This is a genomic window from Solibacillus cecembensis (genome assembly GCF_050272495.1).
GTDB classification, from domain to species: domain Bacteria; phylum Bacillota; class Bacilli; order Bacillales_A; family Planococcaceae; genus Solibacillus; species Solibacillus cecembensis.
The window spans coordinates 42,884-62,494 of record NZ_JBNNMF010000012.1 but is presented as its reverse complement, the minus strand read 5'-3'; the positions used below and the strand labels follow the sequence as shown (position 1 = coordinate 62,494).

The 19,611-nt window shown below is 37.8% G+C and carries 16 protein-coding genes; 5 read left to right on the top strand and 11 right to left on the bottom strand.

The genetic code is table 11. The annotated features are described in order from the left end of the window. The first annotated feature begins 191 nt into the window (after positions 1-191). On the top strand, positions 192-962 hold the full coding sequence (locus ACQKIH_RS12130; RefSeq protein ID WP_427766336.1) for a TSUP family transporter: 771 nt from the start codon (positions 192-194) through the stop codon (positions 960-962). A gap of 69 nt (positions 963-1,031) precedes the next feature. Here the strand turns inward: ACQKIH_RS12130 and ACQKIH_RS12125 are convergent, their stop codons facing one another. From ACQKIH_RS12125 to ACQKIH_RS12100, 6 genes are all read right to left on the bottom strand, one after another. Continuing rightward, on the bottom strand, positions 1,032-1,502 hold the full coding sequence (locus tag ACQKIH_RS12125; protein WP_427766333.1) for a DinB family protein: 471 nt from the start codon (positions 1,500-1,502) through the stop codon (positions 1,032-1,034). Positions 1,503-1,560: 58 nt separating this feature from the next. Next, complete coding sequence (locus ACQKIH_RS12120; RefSeq protein ID WP_427766330.1) at positions 1,561-2,088, bottom strand: DNA-deoxyinosine glycosylase; 528 nt, start codon at positions 2,086-2,088, stop codon at positions 1,561-1,563. A gap of 85 nt (positions 2,089-2,173) precedes the next feature. Continuing rightward, positions 2,174-3,790, bottom strand: coding sequence for a glutathione ABC transporter substrate-binding protein (locus ACQKIH_RS12115; protein ID WP_427766327.1), 1,617 nt, complete (start codon positions 3,788-3,790; stop codon positions 2,174-2,176). Between the two features lie 220 nt (positions 3,791-4,010). Beyond that, entirely contained in the window at positions 4,011-5,600 is a 1,590-nt protein-coding gene (locus tag ACQKIH_RS12110; RefSeq protein WP_427766324.1) for an amidohydrolase, read from the bottom strand. A 13-nt stretch (positions 5,601-5,613) separates the two neighbouring features. After that, on the bottom strand, positions 5,614-6,087 hold the full coding sequence (locus ACQKIH_RS12105) for a hypothetical protein (protein ID WP_057986070.1): 474 nt from the start codon (positions 6,085-6,087) through the stop codon (positions 5,614-5,616). A 75-nt stretch (positions 6,088-6,162) separates the two neighbouring features. Then, entirely contained in the window at positions 6,163-6,765 is a 603-nt protein-coding gene (locus ACQKIH_RS12100; protein ID WP_427766321.1) for a LysE/ArgO family amino acid transporter, read from the bottom strand. A gap of 303 nt (positions 6,766-7,068) precedes the next feature. Between ACQKIH_RS12100 and ACQKIH_RS12095 the strand changes: the two genes are divergently transcribed. The 4 genes from ACQKIH_RS12095 to ACQKIH_RS12080 all read left to right on the top strand — a co-directional run bounded on the left by ACQKIH_RS12095 (position 7,069) and on the right by ACQKIH_RS12080 (position 12,946). Next, positions 7,069-8,550 (top strand): aminotransferase-like domain-containing protein, encoded by a 1,482-nt coding sequence (locus ACQKIH_RS12095; RefSeq protein WP_427766318.1) that lies wholly within the window; start codon positions 7,069-7,071, stop codon positions 8,548-8,550. 388 nt (positions 8,551-8,938) lie between these two features. Beyond that, positions 8,939-10,681, top strand: a complete 1,743-nt coding sequence (locus tag ACQKIH_RS12090; RefSeq protein ID WP_427766316.1) for an ABC transporter ATP-binding protein — start codon at positions 8,939-8,941, stop codon at positions 10,679-10,681. Then, positions 10,678-12,411 carry an ABC transporter ATP-binding protein gene (locus ACQKIH_RS12085; protein ID WP_427766313.1) on the top strand — a complete coding sequence of 578 codons (1,734 nt, stop codon included), beginning with the start codon at positions 10,678-10,680 and terminating at the stop codon, positions 12,409-12,411. Before ACQKIH_RS12090 ends, ACQKIH_RS12085 begins: the two co-directional genes overlap by 4 nt. A 121-nt stretch (positions 12,412-12,532) precedes the next feature. Next, a complete protein-coding gene (locus ACQKIH_RS12080) occupies positions 12,533-12,946 on the top strand; it encodes a GNAT family N-acetyltransferase (RefSeq protein WP_427766468.1) in 414 nt (137 codons plus the stop codon). 48 nt (positions 12,947-12,994) lie between these two features. Here ACQKIH_RS12080 and ACQKIH_RS12075 read toward each other — a convergent pair whose 3' ends face one another. The 5 genes from ACQKIH_RS12075 to ACQKIH_RS12055 all read right to left on the bottom strand — a co-directional run bounded on the left by ACQKIH_RS12075 (position 12,995) and on the right by ACQKIH_RS12055 (position 19,185). After that, on the bottom strand, positions 12,995-13,579 hold the full coding sequence (locus ACQKIH_RS12075) for a CueP family metal-binding protein (RefSeq protein ID WP_427766310.1): 585 nt from the start codon (positions 13,577-13,579) through the stop codon (positions 12,995-12,997). A 138-nt stretch (positions 13,580-13,717) separates the two neighbouring features. Next, on the bottom strand, positions 13,718-14,017 hold the full coding sequence (locus ACQKIH_RS12070) for an RNA polymerase alpha subunit C-terminal domain-containing protein (RefSeq protein ID WP_427766307.1): 300 nt from the start codon (positions 14,015-14,017) through the stop codon (positions 13,718-13,720). Positions 14,018-14,130: 113 nt separating this feature from the next. After that, positions 14,131-15,690, bottom strand: coding sequence for an alkyl hydroperoxide reductase subunit F (ahpF, locus tag ACQKIH_RS12065; protein ID WP_427766304.1), 1,560 nt, complete (start codon positions 15,688-15,690; stop codon positions 14,131-14,133). A 505-nt stretch (positions 15,691-16,195) separates the two neighbouring features. Beyond that, complete coding sequence (ahpC, locus tag ACQKIH_RS12060; protein WP_057986083.1) at positions 16,196-16,759, bottom strand: alkyl hydroperoxide reductase subunit C; 564 nt, start codon at positions 16,757-16,759, stop codon at positions 16,196-16,198. A gap of 398 nt (positions 16,760-17,157) precedes the next feature. Then, entirely contained in the window at positions 17,158-19,185 is a 2,028-nt protein-coding gene (locus ACQKIH_RS12055) for a methyl-accepting chemotaxis protein (RefSeq protein WP_427766301.1), read from the bottom strand. Positions 19,186-19,611: the final 426 nt, after the last annotated feature.

Genomic DNA, 19,611 nt, shown 5'->3' with positions numbered 1-19,611 from the left:
ATCGCTATTTACTTTATTCTACATTTCCGATAGCATTTCCTTATCTTCATTTAGTGGATGTTTAAGCACCTATTAATTGAAGATATGGCCTCTGGTAGCTTTTGAGGGGAGTTAATTATGCAAGCACAATTCAAAATCTAGAAGCAATTACACCGAGGCATAATTGATTACATAGAAAGAAGGTCTTACATATGGGGGTTGAACTAGACCCACAGCTTATCATTATTTTAATTTGCTTTGGCTTTTTGGCTGCATTTATTGATTCGGTTGTTGGTGGCGGTGGACTGATTTCCTTGCCCGCACTGCTATTCACAGGCATGAGTCCTTCTGCCGCAGTTGCAACAAATAAGCTAGCTGGCACAATGGGTTCTTTAACAAGTACCATTTCATTTTATCGCTCTGGAAAACTCGACATTAAATCCGTCATTAAGTTTTTCCCACTTACATTTTTCGGAGCAATGCTTGGGGCGTGGATCGTTCATTTGCTTGATCCAAATTTACTCAAACCACTCATGTTATTTATGCTCGCTGCCGTTGCAGTCTTTACGATTTTCAAAAAGGATTGGGGCACTATTTCAGCTGTTAAAAAACTTTCAAGAACAAAGTTTATTTCGTTTTTAGTTGTCATTACCCTAATCGGACTTTATGATGGTTTCTTAGGTCCAGGTACTGGTACGTTTTTAATTTTCGCCTTTTTAATCGTAGGCTATGATTTCCTAAAAGCTGCTGGAAATGCCAAACTATTAAATTTCGGTAGTAATATCGGGGCACTTTTAATGTTTATTAGCCTCGGACAAATTAATTATGCTGTTGGTTTTATTATGGGCGCGGCACAAATTGTGGGGGCCATTATCGGTTCACAATTTGCAATTCGACGAGGTGGTGGCTATGTACGTATCCTGTTCATCGTTGTTACCGTTACGCTCCTTATAAAAAATGCGTATGACTATTTTTTATCCTAATCTAATACATGCTATACTGATTTCTATAGAAAAAACTCCGCGCCACTTCAGCTTGGAGTTTTTTACTAATTATTGCATTTCTTGAGTTGGTCCCATAACTGGTGGTACTTCTAAGCCTGCTTGACGAAGTAGAACTGTCATTTGTCCGCGGTGATGTGTTTGGTGATCAACTAATACGCGTAATAGTTGTCCACGTTTCATCATGCCACCAAACGCGGGAACTTCTTCTACTAACTGTTCTGCTGTTAATGCACTAACCTCAGTTTTATATGCCTCTGTAACTTTTTCATAGGCTTCGATAATCTCAGCCATCGTCTCGGGTTGCTTCATATCTGGCCCCGGTGCTGGAATTTGTAGGCCTGCAAAGTGACCAAATGCACCCGCTACTCCTACTAAATGCCATGCTAACCAACCAAGTGAATTATGCCCGTCTACAATGGCAACATCCATTTTGTCATTTGTAATTGCTTTTATTACTTTTAACGTACCTTTTGCTGATCCGTTCCATTCTGAAAAAAAGTCTTCTGTGTTACGATACAAACCAATCATCTCCCTCAATATTGAATACTTTAATGATAGCGAAATTGAATTTCTTTTGCTATAAATAAGGCTCCATACATCTCCATATCATTACTTTTTGCTCGAATGATTTAATATTCTTCCCAGGAATCGGGCTTGTTGATGGCATTTTTTCATATGCACGCCCATTTAAAGTCTCAAGCCCTACTCGTTTTCTAAAAACATCAAAAGATTTCCCCCCGTTAAAAAGGACCAATTCGATTTGCGGATATCGCAAAAATAGCGCTTCAAAATTATTCGGTATTTCATTTTTTATCGTAGCATCTAAACTCCCCTGACGTTCACAGCTTTGAATCGAATCCCATAATCCTATGTGATGTGCAAGAAGCAATTGTATGCGCTGTTCATAGTCTTCCGGAATAGCTACGTTTAAAATTTGCCCAATCATCGTCCAAAAGTGATTGCGCGGATTGCCGTAATAGTGCTGTTTTTCTAAAGACTTCTGACTCGGCATGGAGCCAACAATTAAAATTTTCGTCCGCTGATTCACAATAGGCGGTAATATATTTTCAATCGGCTGCATCAAATCATTTCCTTTCATATACATTCAGTATACAAAATTGTCCGAGAAATTTTGCGAAAAAAAAATGCTATCTTTAATTGAACTCAAGATAGCGTTTAGTAAATTACTATTATTTTGTAATCTTCACTTTGTGTAACTGGTAAATTCCCGTAGCATCTACAGAAAGGCCCGTCACATTATTACTATAACCTGTTAAATAGGCTTGGTGGTGAATAAATGCTGCTGGTGCTTCTACATTAATAAGCTCTTGTGCCTCCTTATAAATTGCTGCGCGTTTTGTATCATCCGTTTCCACACGTCCCGCCTCTAATAGCTTATCTAGCTCAGGATTTGAGTAGCGCGTACGGTTGTTATTTCCAATATCTGATGTATGGAATAATGGATAAATTGCGCCATCTGCATCCCCAGTTGACGGTGCCCAACCAAGGATAAACATGTCATGATCACCTTTAGATGTTTTTTCTAAATATGCGCCCCACTCCATTACTTCAACAGCCACATCAATTTTTAGTTGCTTTAATGTTTCTTGTAAAATGATCGCAATTTGTTGACGTTGTGGATTGTCATTTGTCCAAATTGTTGTTTTGAAACCATCTTTAAAGCCTGCTTCTTCTAATAGCTTTTTCGCTTCTTCGATATTCGTATCTTGGTGTGTTACCTCTTCCGTATACCCCCATACCATTGGAGATAATGGACCAAATGCTTCTACACCAAATCCATCATAAACCCCTTCGATAATCGATTTACGGTCTAATGCTTTTGAAATCGCTTGACGTACTTTTGGATTATCATATGGTGCTTTTTCTGTATTAAACCCTACATATGAAATCGATACAGATGGCTGTTTAATCATATTGGCAAACCCTTCTACAAGTGGCACTTCTGTCGGCTGAACTGGGTCAATAATATGGGCATAGCCTGCTTCTAAATCTGCTGCACGTGTTTGACTTTCAGGAACTGTTTTGAACACAAGTGAATCATAAGCTACTTGTTCACCCCAATATTCTGTATTTTTCACTAAACGAATTTCTTGCCCTGGAATCCATTTATCCAACTTAACAAAACCTGTACCGATTGGATTTTCATTTCCGTATGCACGAGCTTCCCCGCCACTTTCCATACGCTTATAATCTTCTTCAATAACTGCTGGGCTCATTATATTTCCACCAGGATGCGTTAATGTGAATAATAACGGACCATATGGCTTTTCTGTTTTAATTTGCACTGTATAATCATCCACTACTACAGTTTCTGTAATTGGTTCAAAGTTTGAAAAACGAGGAGATGCGATATTTGGATCAATCATACGATCTAAATTCGCTTTTACTGCCGCTGCATTAAAGTCTGTCCCATCATGGAATTTTACGCCTTGACGCAACTTTAATTGCAATGTTAATTCATCAATATACTCCCAAGATTCGGCCAATAGCGGCTCAATATCACCTGTTTCAAAATTACGAGTAACGAGTGTTTCAAAAATATTACGTTGAACATTGGAAGAAGGAATATCATTCGAACCGTGTGGATCTAGCTCAACTGCTTCTGATAGTACTTCAAAAATTAATTCGCCGCCTGACTCAACAGGTTCATCAGCATTTGTATCAGTTTGAACACTTGAATCAGGCTTTTCACCTGTTGTTGCGTCCTCACTATCATTGCTACATGCGGCTAACATTAAAACGAATACAAACATAAATAATAGCAAGCTTATACGATTTAGCTTCATTATTTTGAATCCCCCTTTTTTAAAACTGAATTTTCAGTTTTTTATATTCTACCTTTTTTACCTTTGTATTACAATACTATTTTCACATAATTTATATAGACTTACTTTGTTTTAATAATGATTCAACAACATAATGTCTTTTTCATTCCCTAAAAATGCAATAAAAAAACACAACTCGACGAAAGTAATCCTGAGTTGTGTTTGTTTTTTATTTATTTATTTATTTATTGTTGTTTCTATTAAATACAACTTTACCTGCTACTACAGTTTTTAATGCTTGCGCTTGCCTCATGTCTTCTGTCGTACCTGCAAATAAATCGCGGTCAAAAATAGTGAAATCCGCGTCATACCCTGCTTTAATCATACCGCGCTTATGTTCCTTGCAAGTCGCTTGTGCACTGCCAACTGTATACATCTTCACTGCTTCAAAGCGCGTTACTTTTTCTTCCGGAATATACCCATTATGAGTGTCACTCGACTTTTTACGTTCTACAGCCGCATAAATCGTTTCCATTGGACTAATCGCTTCAATCGGTGCATCCGTTCCTGCTGCACACATGAGCCCTTCATCTATAAATGTTTTCCACGCATAAGCTAAGGATTTACGATTTGGACCGATTTTGTCTACTACCCATGGGAAATCTGAAGGTACAAATGCTGGTTGCAAGTCTAAAATAACCGACAAGTTCTTCATTCGTTCGATTTGTTCAGCAGTCACTAAACAACAGTGAATGAGTCGGTCACGTTTCCCAGGAAATACTGGGTGTTTCTCTAACAATGTAATAACTTGCTCCACTCCTGCATCACCAATCATATGAATTGCGACAGCTTCCTGATGTTTTCTAGCAAGCATAATAAGTTGCTCCATTTGTTCATCCGTATGAATGAGCATGCCTTTATTACTTTCATCATTTGCATACGGTGCTAATAATGCTGCTGTCGAACCGCCAAAAGAACCATCTGCGTATATTTTCATCGCACCTAGTTCTAAGAAAGGTTGTTGATCACCTACTTGCGCATCCATCATTTCTTGGAATACATTATGATGACGAAGTAAATGAACACGGAAGTTTTGCCCATTTCCTATGACGCGCTGATAGGCGGTTAAAGGGTTTGTATAGGTACCAAAATAACTCATTTCCTCCGTATGACCACCCGTTAATCCGTAAGAAAGCATATTTTCTACCGCTTGATTCAATGCTGTTTCCAAGGAGTTTATATACGCTTCTCCTTCTTTTGGAATCTCATCCGTTACTAAATTAATCGCAAGTTCATACAGTAAACCATTCAAATGCCCATCTGCATGACGTCCGATTTTCCCACCTGGAGGATCTTCCGTTTGCATGGTAATATGGCCTGTTGCTAGTGCCGCTGAATTCGCTAGCACAACATGATGACAAACACGCGTCAATAGTATAGGTGCTTCTGAAATTTGATCTAACTCTTCTTTTGTAGGAATACGCCCATCCTGAAAGTTATGTTCACTCCACCCTTCACCAAATAGCCATTGACCAGCTTCTAATGTTGCGGCAGCTTGACTGACAAGTGCTAGTATTTGCTCAGCAGATGTTGCATGCGTTAAATCTAAACGCTGTAACTTTTCGCCATGAGCAACCATATGCAAATGGCTATCCACAAATCCTGGATACATCGTCGCACCTTGTAAATCAATCACTTCATCTGCTTGATTTTTCAAAGCTTCAAATGTCCCAACAGCTCGAATTCCCCCTTCTTCTACAAGGACAGCCTCTACTGTTGAAAATTCATTTTCCATTGTATAAATGATGCCATTTGTCCAAATCTGGGTCATATTCTTAATCCCCTTACTTCATTTTGAAGTTTTCTCGTTTATATGGTTCACCGATCATCATATGGTCTAAAATCGATTCATAAGAGCCTTTATGAATAAATGTAACTTCCTGTAGTTTCGGGAAGTTTTCAAAATATGATTTCACTAATGTTTCTACAAACATCGCTGCCCCTGCTGAGCCTTGAATTGTGTAAACATCATCACCTAAATTTAATACTAAACTTTTATCCTCTTGTTCAAATTCATAATCAAGAAGCGCTACCTCATGCTCATTTACTTTTGCAAATATAAACTTTACTAAATCTTCATTTTTGCTTGGATATTTTTCTTCAAACGGCATCGTAAACTCGGCATTGGCATCCGATTTGTATAGTACAATCGTTTTTTCTTTAGCACTACCTTGCGTGTTTTCTTTTGGCTGCGATGTTTCCGTCCCACAAGCCGCCAATAACAATATAACCATCATTAACATTACTAGCTTTTTCATGCTGCTCAGCTCCTTTTTTCTTATACTTTCTACTATTAAGAATAGCGAAATACACGAATTTTTTCAAATACACACTTACAACAAACTACTTAAAAGATAAATCGCTGTTCCCCAAATAAATAGCGCAGAAACTTTATTAAATAAGGAAAAAACAGTCGGAGAAATTTTCATCTTTTTTAGCAGCGCCCCTGTAGACATTAACCCTAAAAACCACAGCCATGAAACGAGCACACAAGCCAAAATAAATTGCCATTGCTCATTGCCACTGTATTTCACAGCATTCGTACCAATTACTCCGATTGCATCTAATAATGCATGTGGATTTAATAATGACACAGACAATGCAAAAAGCACTTGTTTTTTCATCGGCATCGCCTGCTGATTTTCCATCTTTGCGGCATCAGAACGCCAAATAACAAATCCCATATAGCCTAAAAATAAAATACCGCCAATTAATAAAATAAGACGTAACCATTCGACTTGCATCACAATTAAAGAGACGCCTAAACTTGCTAATACAATTAATAGCGTGTCACTAATAGCCGCTGTAACAGCTGCAGGTAATGCGCGTAAAAGTGACGGTTGCATCACACCTTGCGTAAAAACGAATACATTTTGTACACCTAACGGCAAAATTAATCCAAATGCTAAAATAATCCCATGAAATATTGGTTCCAAGAAATTCACCCCTCTACGAAACAATATTACTTATGTTATAACTATAAAAACAGGTCCAATTGGTTGGTTTTTTATCCACCCAATTTCACTTAATTCAGCAGGGGTTCAAACCCAAGCTGAATAGAGGAACTCAGGCTAAGAACGCCACATCGTGTGGCAACGCCTGAGTGACCAACATAGTGTTGGCCTAAGCCCCCGGCGGATGTCTCAAATTTCGAAAGGAGTTAATTGCGCGAGCGCAATTCGAAATTTGGACGCAATTACGCCGAGGCGTAATTGATTGTAGAAGGAGTTGCCTGATTTATGAATTGGAAGCCTGATAGAACATTATCCATTAGTTTAGCGAATCAAATCGTGCATTGGATAACCGAACAAATTTTAAATGGGCATTGGCCAAATGGAACAAAATTGCCCGCGCAACGGCAACTCGCGTTATCACTCGGCGTAAATCGAAGCACGTTACAAGAAGCAATTGACGAATTAAAAGCAGATGGTATTTTATGTTCTAAAATTGGTTCAAGCACTTTTGTTTCAAATGATTCATGGAATATTCTCGTTAAACAAAAACAGCCCAATTGGCAAAAATATATCGAAACAAGCATTCATAAAGCGAACTATCAAACAATTCAACTAATCAATGAATTTGAGCAAGATGAATCCATTATTCGTCTAAGTACCGGTGAGCTTTCTCCGAGTCTATTACCTACTGAAAAAATCCAACATTCATTACAACATTTAAAATTAGACGGAAAAGCAATTGGCTATTCTTCACCTCAAGGAAGTTTAGCCCTTCGTCAAGCACTTGTTCATTATTTAAAAAAGCGAAATATCGAAACAACAGTAGGTAATATATGTATTGTTTCTGGTGGCTTACAAGCATTGCAATTAATTGCTGTTGGCTTACTAGAGCCCGGCTCAACAGTGTTACAAGAAGAGTATTCTTATCTTAATTCCGTCCATCCGTTTCAATCGTATGGGATGAATTTACATAGTATCTCATCAAGCACTGAGCAAATGGTCATACAAAAAAAGTTGAGCGGTCAAAATATTTACTATGCCATTCCAACGCTCCATAACCCAACAGGTGCTATATGGTCTCAACAAAGAAAGGAACAATTTTATGAACAGTGTTTAGCAGCTAATTTGCCAATCATTGAAGATGATGTTTATTTTGAACTAGCATTTGAAAAACTCTCACCGCCATTAAAGGCAATTGATTCCGCTGGACAGGTTGTTTATTTAGGAAGTGTATCTAAAACGCTCAGTCCCGGTTTACGCATTGGCTGGGTAGTAGCACCAATACCTGTCATTAAACGAATCGCCGACATAAAAATGCAAATGGATTATGGCTCTAGTGCTTTTTCTCAGGAAATTGTAACGCATTGGCTGACAAACGGACTTTATGAGGAACATATCATTACTTTAAAATCCGAATTGCAAAAAAGAGCGCTCTATATGGAAAAATTACTGATACAACATTTCTCTGACATCGCAAGTTGGGAAAAATCAAAGGGTGGCTTCTATATTTGGCTAAAATTCCACCAGCCCATCGTGACATCTGAATTATTTTATAAGTTACTTAAGCAAAAGATACTCATCAATCCTGGCTATATTTACGAACCAAAGGATACCTTTCATATTCGACTTTCCTATGCCTACGCTAGTGAGGATGAATTAAAAGTTGGACTAATCTGTTTACAAAAAAACGTTTCAGAAAAATTAAAAATTAAGACAGAATATAAAATATTTTCAAAAAATATTGACAGCCATAATTCATTCAACTAATATTAAGGGACACTAAATAATGTAAAAAGAAGAGGAGGCTATGACGATGATGAATACAGTAATTGTTAAACCGCAACACAATAATACAATTTCATATCGTCCAAGCCAACACTACTTATTATGTTATGCATAAGCACGTAATCAAAAAGTAGCACAGGTATGGACTTACCTGTGCCCTTTTTCGTTTTGACACCTATTCGAAAAATCGGATTGGTGTCTTTTTTGTTGGATAAATTACGATTCCAATAAACTACGTGACGCTTTTTTAGTGAAAAAACACTTTAGGAGGGCTTTACTATGAACAATTTTACGCAAAGAAAACTATTAAGAAACGATCGAACAGATGATGGGTAGCTTATTTACGACTACGAGGAAAGAAGGTTAAATAATGTTTAGTGTACTTTTTAAATTAAAATGGTTTTTCAAGCAATATCGCAAGCAATATACAATTGCCATTACCTTGCTAATGCTTGCAAGTGTGGTTGAAGTATTGCCACCATGGATTTTAGGTGAGGCAATTGATGCCATGACAGACGGTACAATGACCAGTGAACTGTTAACTAAATACATGACGTTCATCTTAGTAGCGGCTTTAATTAGCTATGGGCTGAACTATGTATGGCAATATCAATTATTTGGAGGTTCCATTACACTTGATCGAATTTTACGTAAACGGTTGATGCAACAATTTTTAAATATGACACCGACGTTTTATGAAAAAAATCGTACTGGTGACTTAATGGCCAAAGCAACAAATGATTTAAACTCAGTTACTTTAACAGCTGGTTTCGGGATTATGACGCTGATTGATTCCACTGTTTATATGGGGCTGATTATTTTAGCAATGGGCTTCTTTATTTCTTGGAAGCTAACATTTTTTGCGATGTTGCCAATTCCGATTATGGCCATCATCATTCAATATTTAGGGAAGATTGTGCATGAACGTTATATGACCGCACAACATGCATTCGGAGAGATGAACGATAATGTTCTAGAATCCGTTGCAGGTACTCGCGTTATACGTGCCTATGTTCAAGAACAAAAGGATGAACAACGTTTCGCTGATATGAGTGAGGATGTTTTCAATAAAAACATGCAAGTTGCTTATATTAACGGGATGTTTATGCCAATAACGAAAATTGGAACAGGCATTTGTTATGTGATTGCGCTTGGCTACGGGGCTGTACTTGTTTCTCGCGGGGAGCTTTCAGTAGGTCAGCTTGTTTCATTTAATGTCTATTTAGGTTTAGCGGTATGGCCGATGTTTGCAATTGGTGAGCTTATTAACGTCATGCAGCAAGGGAGTGCTTCTTTAGACCGTGTGCAAGATACACTTGAATATGAGGCAGATGTTCAAAATCCAGCATCACCAAAATCATATGCGGTACCAAATTCAATTGGCTTTGATAACTTCACATTCCAATATCCACTGTCTCAGATGAAAAATTTACAGCAAATTTCACTGAACTTACAAAAGGGGCAAACGCTTGGCATTGTAGGAAAAACAGGTGCGGGGAAAACGACATTCATTCGCCAATTATTGCGTGAGTATCCACTTGGTGATGGCAAGATTGTTATTAACGATACAAACCTTGCTAATATGACGAAAGAACAAATTTTAGACTGGATCGGCTATGTGCCACAAGATCACACGCTCTTCTCACGTACTATTCGTGAAAATATTTTGTTCGGTAAGGAAGATGCAACGTCTGAGGAAATTAATGAAGCCATCCGACTTGCTGACTTTGAAAAGGATTTAACAAATTTACCAATGGGCATTGAAACGCTTGTTGGTGAAAAAGGAGTTTCCTTATCAGGCGGGCAAAAACAGCGTGTTTCCATCGCTCGTGCCTTAATTAAAGACCCAGAAATTTTAATTTTTGATGATTCATTATCGGCTGTTGATGCGAAAACCGAATCAAAAATTATCGATAACATTCAAACAGAGCGTGCTGGTAAAACAACGATTATTTCCACACACCGTCTGTCAGGTATTCAACATGCCGACGAGGTAATTGTGCTAGATGATGGCATGATTGTAGAACGTGGTACACATGAACAGCTCCTTACTTTAGGTGGTTGGTATAAAGAGCAATTTGATCGCCAGCAGCTAGAGGAGGTGCCCGAATGAGTACGTCAAAAAGACTGTATTTATACGCTTTAAAATTTAAATCACCGATACTAATCGGTTTAATATTATTAACAATTGCAGTCGTAGCGGATATTACAGGTCCGTTCATTGCGAAATATATTATTGACCACTATATGGCACCTGGTAGCATACAGGCTGAACCGATCATTTGGCTACTTTCTGTATTTTTACTACTTTCTATCATAACAGCGGTGTTCCGTTATTTTATGAACATCTACTTACAGCGCGGGGCGAACCGTGTCGTACAGCAATTGCGGAAAGATGTTTTTGGGCATATTCAAAAGCTTCCTATAGAATACTTCGACAACTTGCCTGCTGGGAAAGTTGTTGCCCGTGTTACGAACGATACAGAAGCAATCCGTAATCTTTATGTGACGGTACTTTCGCAGTTTGCTACAAGCTTCATTACAATTGCAGGAGTTTATATTGCGCTGTTTATCTTAAACTGGAAAATGGCACTTGTTGCCCTTATTCTAATTCCGATTGTGTATACTTGGATGATTTTATACCGTAAATATGCCTCTCAATACAATCATGTAATCCGTACAAAAATTGCGGATATTAACGCCATGATTAATGAATCGATTAACGGTATGACGATTATTCAAGCATTCCGTCGTGAAGATCAAATGAAGCATGAATTTGATGAAATGAACAATGAACATTACGAATACCATCGTAAATTACTTGTTCTAGATTCTGCTACTTCACATAACTTAGTCAATATTTTACGCTTAGCGATGTTCGCTGTATTTGTATTTTACTTTGGTACACAATCAATGACATTACCGGAAGCTGTTTCTGCCGGAACACTTTATGCTTTTGTTGATTACATTACACGTCTTTTTAATCCAATCACAAACTTGGTCAATCAATTTTCACAGCTTGAACGTTCACTTGTTGCGGCTTCTCGTGTATTTGAGCTGTTAGAGCAACCTGGGGAAAATGTAAGTGAAGCACGGATTGACCGCTATACGGGTAATGTTGTGTTCGAAAACGTATCTTTTGCTTACAAAAATGATGAGTACGTATTAAAGAACATTGATTTCGAGGCAAAACAAGGGGAAACAATTGCACTCGTTGGGCATACAGGATCGGGGAAAAGCTCGATTATGAATTTATTATTCCGTTTCTATGATCCACAAAAGGGTCGTATCGTTATTGACGGGCAAGATATTACGAAACTCCCTCGTCAAGCGGTTCGCCAGCATATGGGAATCGTTTTACAAGACCCTTACTTGTTTACAGGTACAATCGAAACGAATGTTAGCTTAAATGATAAACGCATATCGCGTGAAACGGTGGAAAAAGCGCTTGCTGCAGTTGGCGGCGATCGTGTTCTAGCAAAACTGGAACAAGGTATTGATGAACCCGTTATCGAAAAAGGAAGCACACTTTCTTCTGGGCAGCGTCAGCTTATTTCATTCGCACGTGCACTTGCCTTTGACCCAGCAATTTTAATTTTGGATGAAGCAACGTCAAATATTGACTCTGAAACAGAGGAAATTATTCAGCATGCGATGGATGTTTTAAAGCAAGGGCGTACAACATTCATCATTGCACACCGACTTTCTACGATTAAAAATGCCGATAAGATTTTAGTGTTAGATCGCGGTGAAATTGTTGAGCAAGGTTCGCATGATGAACTCGTTGCACTTGGTGGGAAATACGAGCTGATGTATCGTTTACAATCGGGGGCGCTTTCATAAATAGGGCTTTTGAATTTTAGAATGCAGCCTAAATAAATATTCGGAGGTTATGGTTTTGTTACTATACTTTTGAGATATATCATCTATCTAATCAATTAATAATTAGGAGTTGATATATATCATAGTATATAAAAATAATATTGATGGCATTTCATCTACTATGTTGAACGGTTTTTTCGTGGATTGGCCAAATCCCCCAAATCTACAAACACATTTAAAACTATTGAAAAATAGCAGTAAAGTGATCATTGCGTTAGATGAAAATACAAATCAAGTAGTTGGATTTATAACAGCAATTAGTGATGGTGTCGTTTCAGCCTACATTCCGTTCCTTGAAGTTTTGCCAGCGTATAAAAACAAAGGCATTGGCAAGGAATTAGTAAAACGTATGTTACAACAACTAGATGATATTTATATGATTGATCTGTGCTGTGATGATGACTTAATTCCTTACTACGAAAACTTCGGCATGATAAAATCAAACGGCATGCTCGTACGAAATTATGAAATGCAGTCTGGGATTACAATTAAATAAATTAACAAAAAACGCTTGGATTCATTCATCCGAGCGTTTTTTTGCTTGCTATTTCAGTTGTAATGTCGTAATGCATGTACCATCTTCTTCAAACGTTGTAATGCCGCCTTCTACTTTTTTACCGTCTTGCTCGATTTGGATAATGTATGCTTGGTTACGAGGTAGCCATAAGTCGAAGAAACCATTTTCTAATGTCGTAATCTTCTCATCTACAATAACTTCTCCCTTTTCATTTTCAATAAACACATCAAATTCCTGGCTCACTAATTCACCTTGGCAGCCTGTTAAGCTATGGTTTGTACATGGGTGTGTTTGAGTAATGAATGGTGCGATTGAAACGAAAAATTCTTCCTCTGGTAAATCATATATCGTTTCATTACTATCTTTATCCGTTACGATTAATTGTGTTGATGTAATCGATGCTTGCTCATCTGTTGTTTTGTTTGAGCTATAGCTTTCTACTAATGCTTTAATATCATCTGTTTGCCCTTGTGTTGTTGTAGGTTCTTTCGTTTCAGGTTGTGTTTGTCCCGGTTGTTCTGGAGATTGTCCTCCATCCGTTCCTTTTTCATCACCACATGCTGCAAGTATACCTACCGCAAGTAATGCTACTGATAATAATTTAATCTTCATAATAAATATCCCCTCTCTAGCCTTATCCAACTCATTGTAAATCAAATTGTCTTTAATTGGTGTGGAAAATTGGTGAACTTACTATTGATCCGACCTTCATATGACGTTCTGCTTTTTTATCGGTTCCTCGGAAAACCTCTACTTTTTACTCCAAAAGGTAAGTTGGGCATCTCGGAGTGCTTGTCTTAACTTTGGCATTGTTGCAGGCCCAACACCATGTAATTTCAAAATATCCTTTTCCGAAAACTCTGCTAAGCGTTCTAACGTCGTAATTCCTTCATGCTCCAAAGCTCGTCTCGCAGGTGCTGAAAGTGTTGCAAAAAATCCTGCTGTTGGCTTTTTTGCCGCTTCACAAACAGGGCATGTCGGGCAATCACTACTTTTATAATAAGTATGTCCTTGTGAGCAAGTTCTTGCTGTTTTTTCGGAGTTCACCATTATGGTCACCTCAACTTTTTTATTTTACTGTTATAACAATCATATCAAACGGCTAAATAATCTGCATAAAAAAAGAAGCCCTCTTTACGAAGACTCCCTCTATTTCTATTCATTTATACGTTAAGTGACTCACGTTCACCTGATGTATTACGAATCATATAATCAAATGCGCCAAGTGCTGCTGTAGCACCAGACCCCATTGAAATAATGATTTGTTTATATGCTGCATCTGTACAGTCACCTGCTGCAAAGACACCTAGCATATTTGTTGCGCCGTGCTTATCTACAATAATTTCACCATGTGCATTCATCGTAATTGCACCTTGTAAAAATTCTGTATTTGGTAGTAAACCAATTTGAACGAAAAGGCCTTCTAGCTCAATATGGCGTTCTTCACCTGAAACATTGTCTAAATACGTTAAACCATCCACTTTATTCGTACCAGTAATTTCTTTTGTGAAAGCATCCGTAATAACTGTTACGTTTTTCAAGCTGCGTACACGTTCTTGTAAAACTTTATCCGCTGTAAGTTCTGATGCACCTTGCATTAATGTAACGTGGTTAACAATACCCGCTAAGTCGATTGCCGCTTCAACACCCGAGTTACCGCCACCAACAACTGCAATATTTTTCCCTTTAAAAATAGGACCATCACAGTGTGGACAGTATGCAACACCTTTATTTTTAAACTCTTGCTCACCAGGTACACCAAGTTGGCGGTAACGAGCACCCGTAGATAGGATGACTGTTTTCCCTTTTAATACCGCGCCATTTTCTAATGTTACTTCGACAAAGTCTTTTTTCTCGATTTTCGCTGCACGCTGAGATTTCATGACATCGACCGCATAATCGGCAACATGACTTTCTAGGCTTGAAACAAATTTCGGACCTTCTGTTGCACTCGTTCCAATAATGTTTTCAATTGATAATGTATCATTTACTTGTCCGCCAAAACGCTCTGCTACGATACCTGTGCGAATACCTTTACGCGCTGAGTAAATTGCCGCTGCTGCACCTGCAGGACCACCACCAACAACTAATACATCAAACGGTTCAACATTTTCAAATTCAGAACCATCTGACTTACTGCCGATTAGGTTTAAAATATCATCAATGTCCATACGACCACCTGCAAAATTTTTACCATTTGCAAACACAGTTGGTACAGCCATAATGTCCCGCTCTGTTACTTCGTGTTGGAACGCGCCACCTTCGACCATTACATGCGAAATATTCGGATTTAATACCGCCATAATATTTAATGCTTGTACAACATCTGGGCAGTTGTGGCAAGTTAAACTAACAAACGATTCAAATTGGATCGGCTCTTTAATCGCTTGTACACGTTTAATAACCGACTCGTCAACTTTCGGCGCACGGCCTGAAACTTGTAGTAATGCTAATACTAATGACGTAAATTCATGACCAAGTGGTAAACCTGCAAATGCAATACCTGAATCTGCTTCACCTTTTTTATTTACACTAAAACTTGGTGTACGTTCTAAAATTGTGTGCTCTAGTGCAATGCGTGGAGACATTTTTTCGATTTCTGTTACTAACTCAAGTAAATCTTTTGAAACTTTATCATCTCCAGCACTTACTTTTAATACTAAGTCGCCTTCAAGCATTGTTAAATATTGTTGTAATTGCGCTTTAATTTGATTATCTAACATGTTTACGCTGCTGCATGATTCCCACCGACTGTTTTATTTTCTTGCCCCTTTCAATCGGGCCAGTTAAAAAAATCGGTCGTACCTCACTCTCTATACAGTCAGCTTTCCACCTCATTTCCTTTTAAAATAAAGGCAGAGAGTACTGCCATCAATTACGCCTAGGCGTAATTGCGTCCAGATTTTTTCGAGCTCGCTCGAAAAACACCTCTAAAAATCTGTGACATCCGCCGGGGCTTTAACTTGATTCAGCCGGGGTTTAAACTACAACTGAACTTAGAGCTTATTTAACATTCATCCCCCACTTATAGGAGTAGAGGTTTTCTGCTGAAGCAAGTTAAACGTTCTATTGTTATGAATTAGAATGGTTTACCTCGCACAAAGTAATACAAAGTTTTAGCTATCTAAAAACAGAGCGACAAAAATCAATCACAGTGATTGCTCTTTGCCGCCTGCTTTGTTTGTAGCGAACGTACTGCTACATACTATATATTTTTAGCGAAAGAACTTAGATTTTACCTACTAAGTCTAAGCTTGGAGTTAATGTTGCGCTGCCTTCTTCCCATTTAGCTGGGCAAACTTCACCTGGATTGTTACGCACATACTGAGCTGCTTTAATTTTGTTTACTAAAGTTGAAGCATCACGGCCAATACCACCAGCGTTAATTTCTACTGCTTGTACAACGCCATCTGGATCGATGATGAATGTACCGCGCTCTGCTAAGCCGTCTTCTTCGTTTAATACGTCGAAGCCTTTAGAAATTGTGTGTGATGGGTCACCAATCATGATGTATTCAATTGTACCGATTACATCAGAAGTGTCATGCCATGCTTTGTGTGTGAAGTGCGTATCAGTAGAAACTGAGTATACTTCAACGCCTAATGATTTTAATGTAGCGTATTCATTTTGTAAGTCACCTAATTCAGTTGGGCAAACGAAAGTAAAGTCTGCTGGGTAGAAGCATACTACTGACCATTGTCCTTTGAAGTTTTCTGATGATACGTCGATGAATTCGCCTTTTTGGAAAGCCTTTGCTGAGAATTCTTGAATTTCTTTACCGATTAAAGCCATGTGTTATTTCCTCCTAGTAGTAGAAAAGTTTATCATATTTATAATTATTATAAAATAATTATCATTACTGTTTACGATTATCTTATATTATCGATTATTCGTCAACCTTCAGCGTTTAAAACACTGAAATCATTGATTATATAAGAATAAACTGTGACAACAGCACTTTTTTTATACATCCCTCTAATTGAGAATCGTACATTGAAATTCTAAATAAGCAATAATATTCTAGAAAAAGTTAAATTATCGTAATAAAATACACTTTCTTGTTTTCGCACAACAAATTACTTCCTTTTCGATTATTTTGCTCAATAAAAAAGGACCGCTCTATATAAATATAGAACAAATCCTTCTTCATTCTCACTTACGATTGGTGTTCTTGAAAATACATTCTTATTTTATAACGCGTGCTGTAGTTCCTCTGTGTGGCTCACTAATGCGTCAAGAAGTCCATTTAAACGTTGAACGGATAACGATACACCTTCAATCATTGATAATAGCTCTTCACTATTTGTAGCATTTGATTGGATGCTCGTATACAGCGATTTAAAGATTCTATTCTCATCTTGCCCTGAGCGTTCTAGATCTTCTACTAGCTTATCTAGTGCTGAAATTTTATGACGAGATAATTCCGTACTCTCGATTAGTTGTTCGATTAAATATCGCGCATCTGTCATTTCAACTTTGCTCGATTCAATCGTCGTAATTTGCTGATCATTACTCGTTTTCGCTAATTGAATTTCTCGCTGAAGATCTAATAAAATGCTACTAATTTTCCTAGTAGCACCCGCACTTTGCTCTGCTAATTTGCGCACCTCATCCGCAACAACTGCAAAGCCTTTCCCTTGCTCCCCTGCTCTTGCTGCCTCGATGGAAGCATTCAACGCTAATAAGTTCGTATTATTTGCAATGTTTTCGATTAGTTGGATAATGTCGCCAATTTGATCAGAGTTATCAAGTAAACCATTCATACGATCGCCATTATAATGGACTTCTTCCGCCATCATATCAATCGTTTTCGATAATAATTCCATTCCCTGAATACTGTTTAATGTTGCAGATTTTGTATCATGAGACAATTTTGCAAGCTCTTCTGTTTCGCCTGATACTTGCTGTAACATAATTGATTTGTTTTCAATATTTTGCTCAGCCTGCATTACTTGTTCCGCCTGCTGCTGGGTATTGTATGCAGTAGAGCGAACGGCTTCTGTTACTTCATATAATGTTTCCGTTGTCGTTCGCATTTCAGATGAATATTCACCTTGTGCCTGTGAAACTGCTTGTGTATTGTCATGTACAGAAGTTAATATCGTTTTGTAATGCTGTTTTACTTCTTCAATTGCACTTTGAATTTCCTTTAATTCCGCGTCCTTCACTTCACTTATTTCCTGATTCGAGCCAAGTTCACGCAAGTTTTTCGCAAACAGTCCAAGTGGTTTCAATTGTTTTGTAATAACACCAGATAAAATAACAAGCAATACAATACTAATTACAATACTAATGAGAATCGTTTGAACGATTGAGCTACTAATCGCTGTATTGACATCTTTTAAAGCTTTGCTCGTGTAATTTGTCGCCGCAAAATACGGCTGTGTATCAATCGACGCATAAAGCGCATATCGCACCTCGCCATCATAATAAATAGGCGCATACACCTCTGCAATATTGCCATCAATTTTCACTGATGCCTCTTTACCTGAGAAAATAGCTGCGACTTCCTCATCCGTTGTTTGTTGCCCTTGTTTAAACGTTGATTTCGCACCGGATACATTATTTTCTGTTAATACGAGATGATTGTTGTCAAATAAATTTAAGCTTTGTAACCCGTAATCTTGCTCAAAAAACGTTGTTAACATTTCTTCAACGCCATCTACCGCTAGTGATGATTGCACAATGCCTTTCCCGTTTGCCCGTGGAATCGCTGTAAATTTAAAAATTTCGCCTGTTTCTACTTTCATCTTCATCGCGGATGGGAGTTCCGTTGCTTCACCAGTCATGAGCATACGGTAGCCATCCCAAATATCATATAAACTTAAACCGGGTGCTCCTGCTTCAGTTGAAAGTGTGAAAACACCATTGGTATCTGCAATATAATAGTCACCCATACCTGTTGTCGTTTTTAGTTGCTCTAATTGTGCTAATGAAACGTCATTGTTTCGATCCATTTCTTGCAAAATTAAAGCGGCATTATACATCGCACGGTCAATTTCCTTTTCCATCGTAATAACTTGCTCACCAATGAGCGAAGTTAAACGCTGCAAATCTTTTTCCACCGTCTCTGTTGCCTGTGCAGTCAGCGTATCCATCGTTTCCTCTGACTGCTTATTTAAACTACTTTTTTCGATAAATAGGATTGTTCCTGTTGTACCACCCAAAACAATCGCAAATAATATAAAAAATCCAATAATCTTTAACTTAATAGACAAATTTCAACCTCCTCTACTTAATAATTTCACAATGCATATCATATGTATGGAATAATTTCTTCACCATAATCTAGGGCTACGCTGCCATTTATTTTTATGACTTCAATAAAAGCATAGCAGGAATTTACAGAATTTTCTATGTACTTATTGTGAAGTTTTCTCTTCAGAAGTATGAAATTTGGAGAATTTTCGCTTAAAGTGAATGCTCATTAAAGCCAATTATTATCGATTTATTTTGAGTTTCTATTTTTCACCAATAAAAAAACACCTGTATTTGCTGTGGCAACGCTGATTTAACAACATTCCAACAAATATACAGATGTTTTCCTTCTATTTTATAAGGACTTTTTTGATCAAACAATCCACACCTTCCCCCGAATCGCATTATAAATAGGAAAGGTTAAAACTGGGTTAAAAACTAGAAAA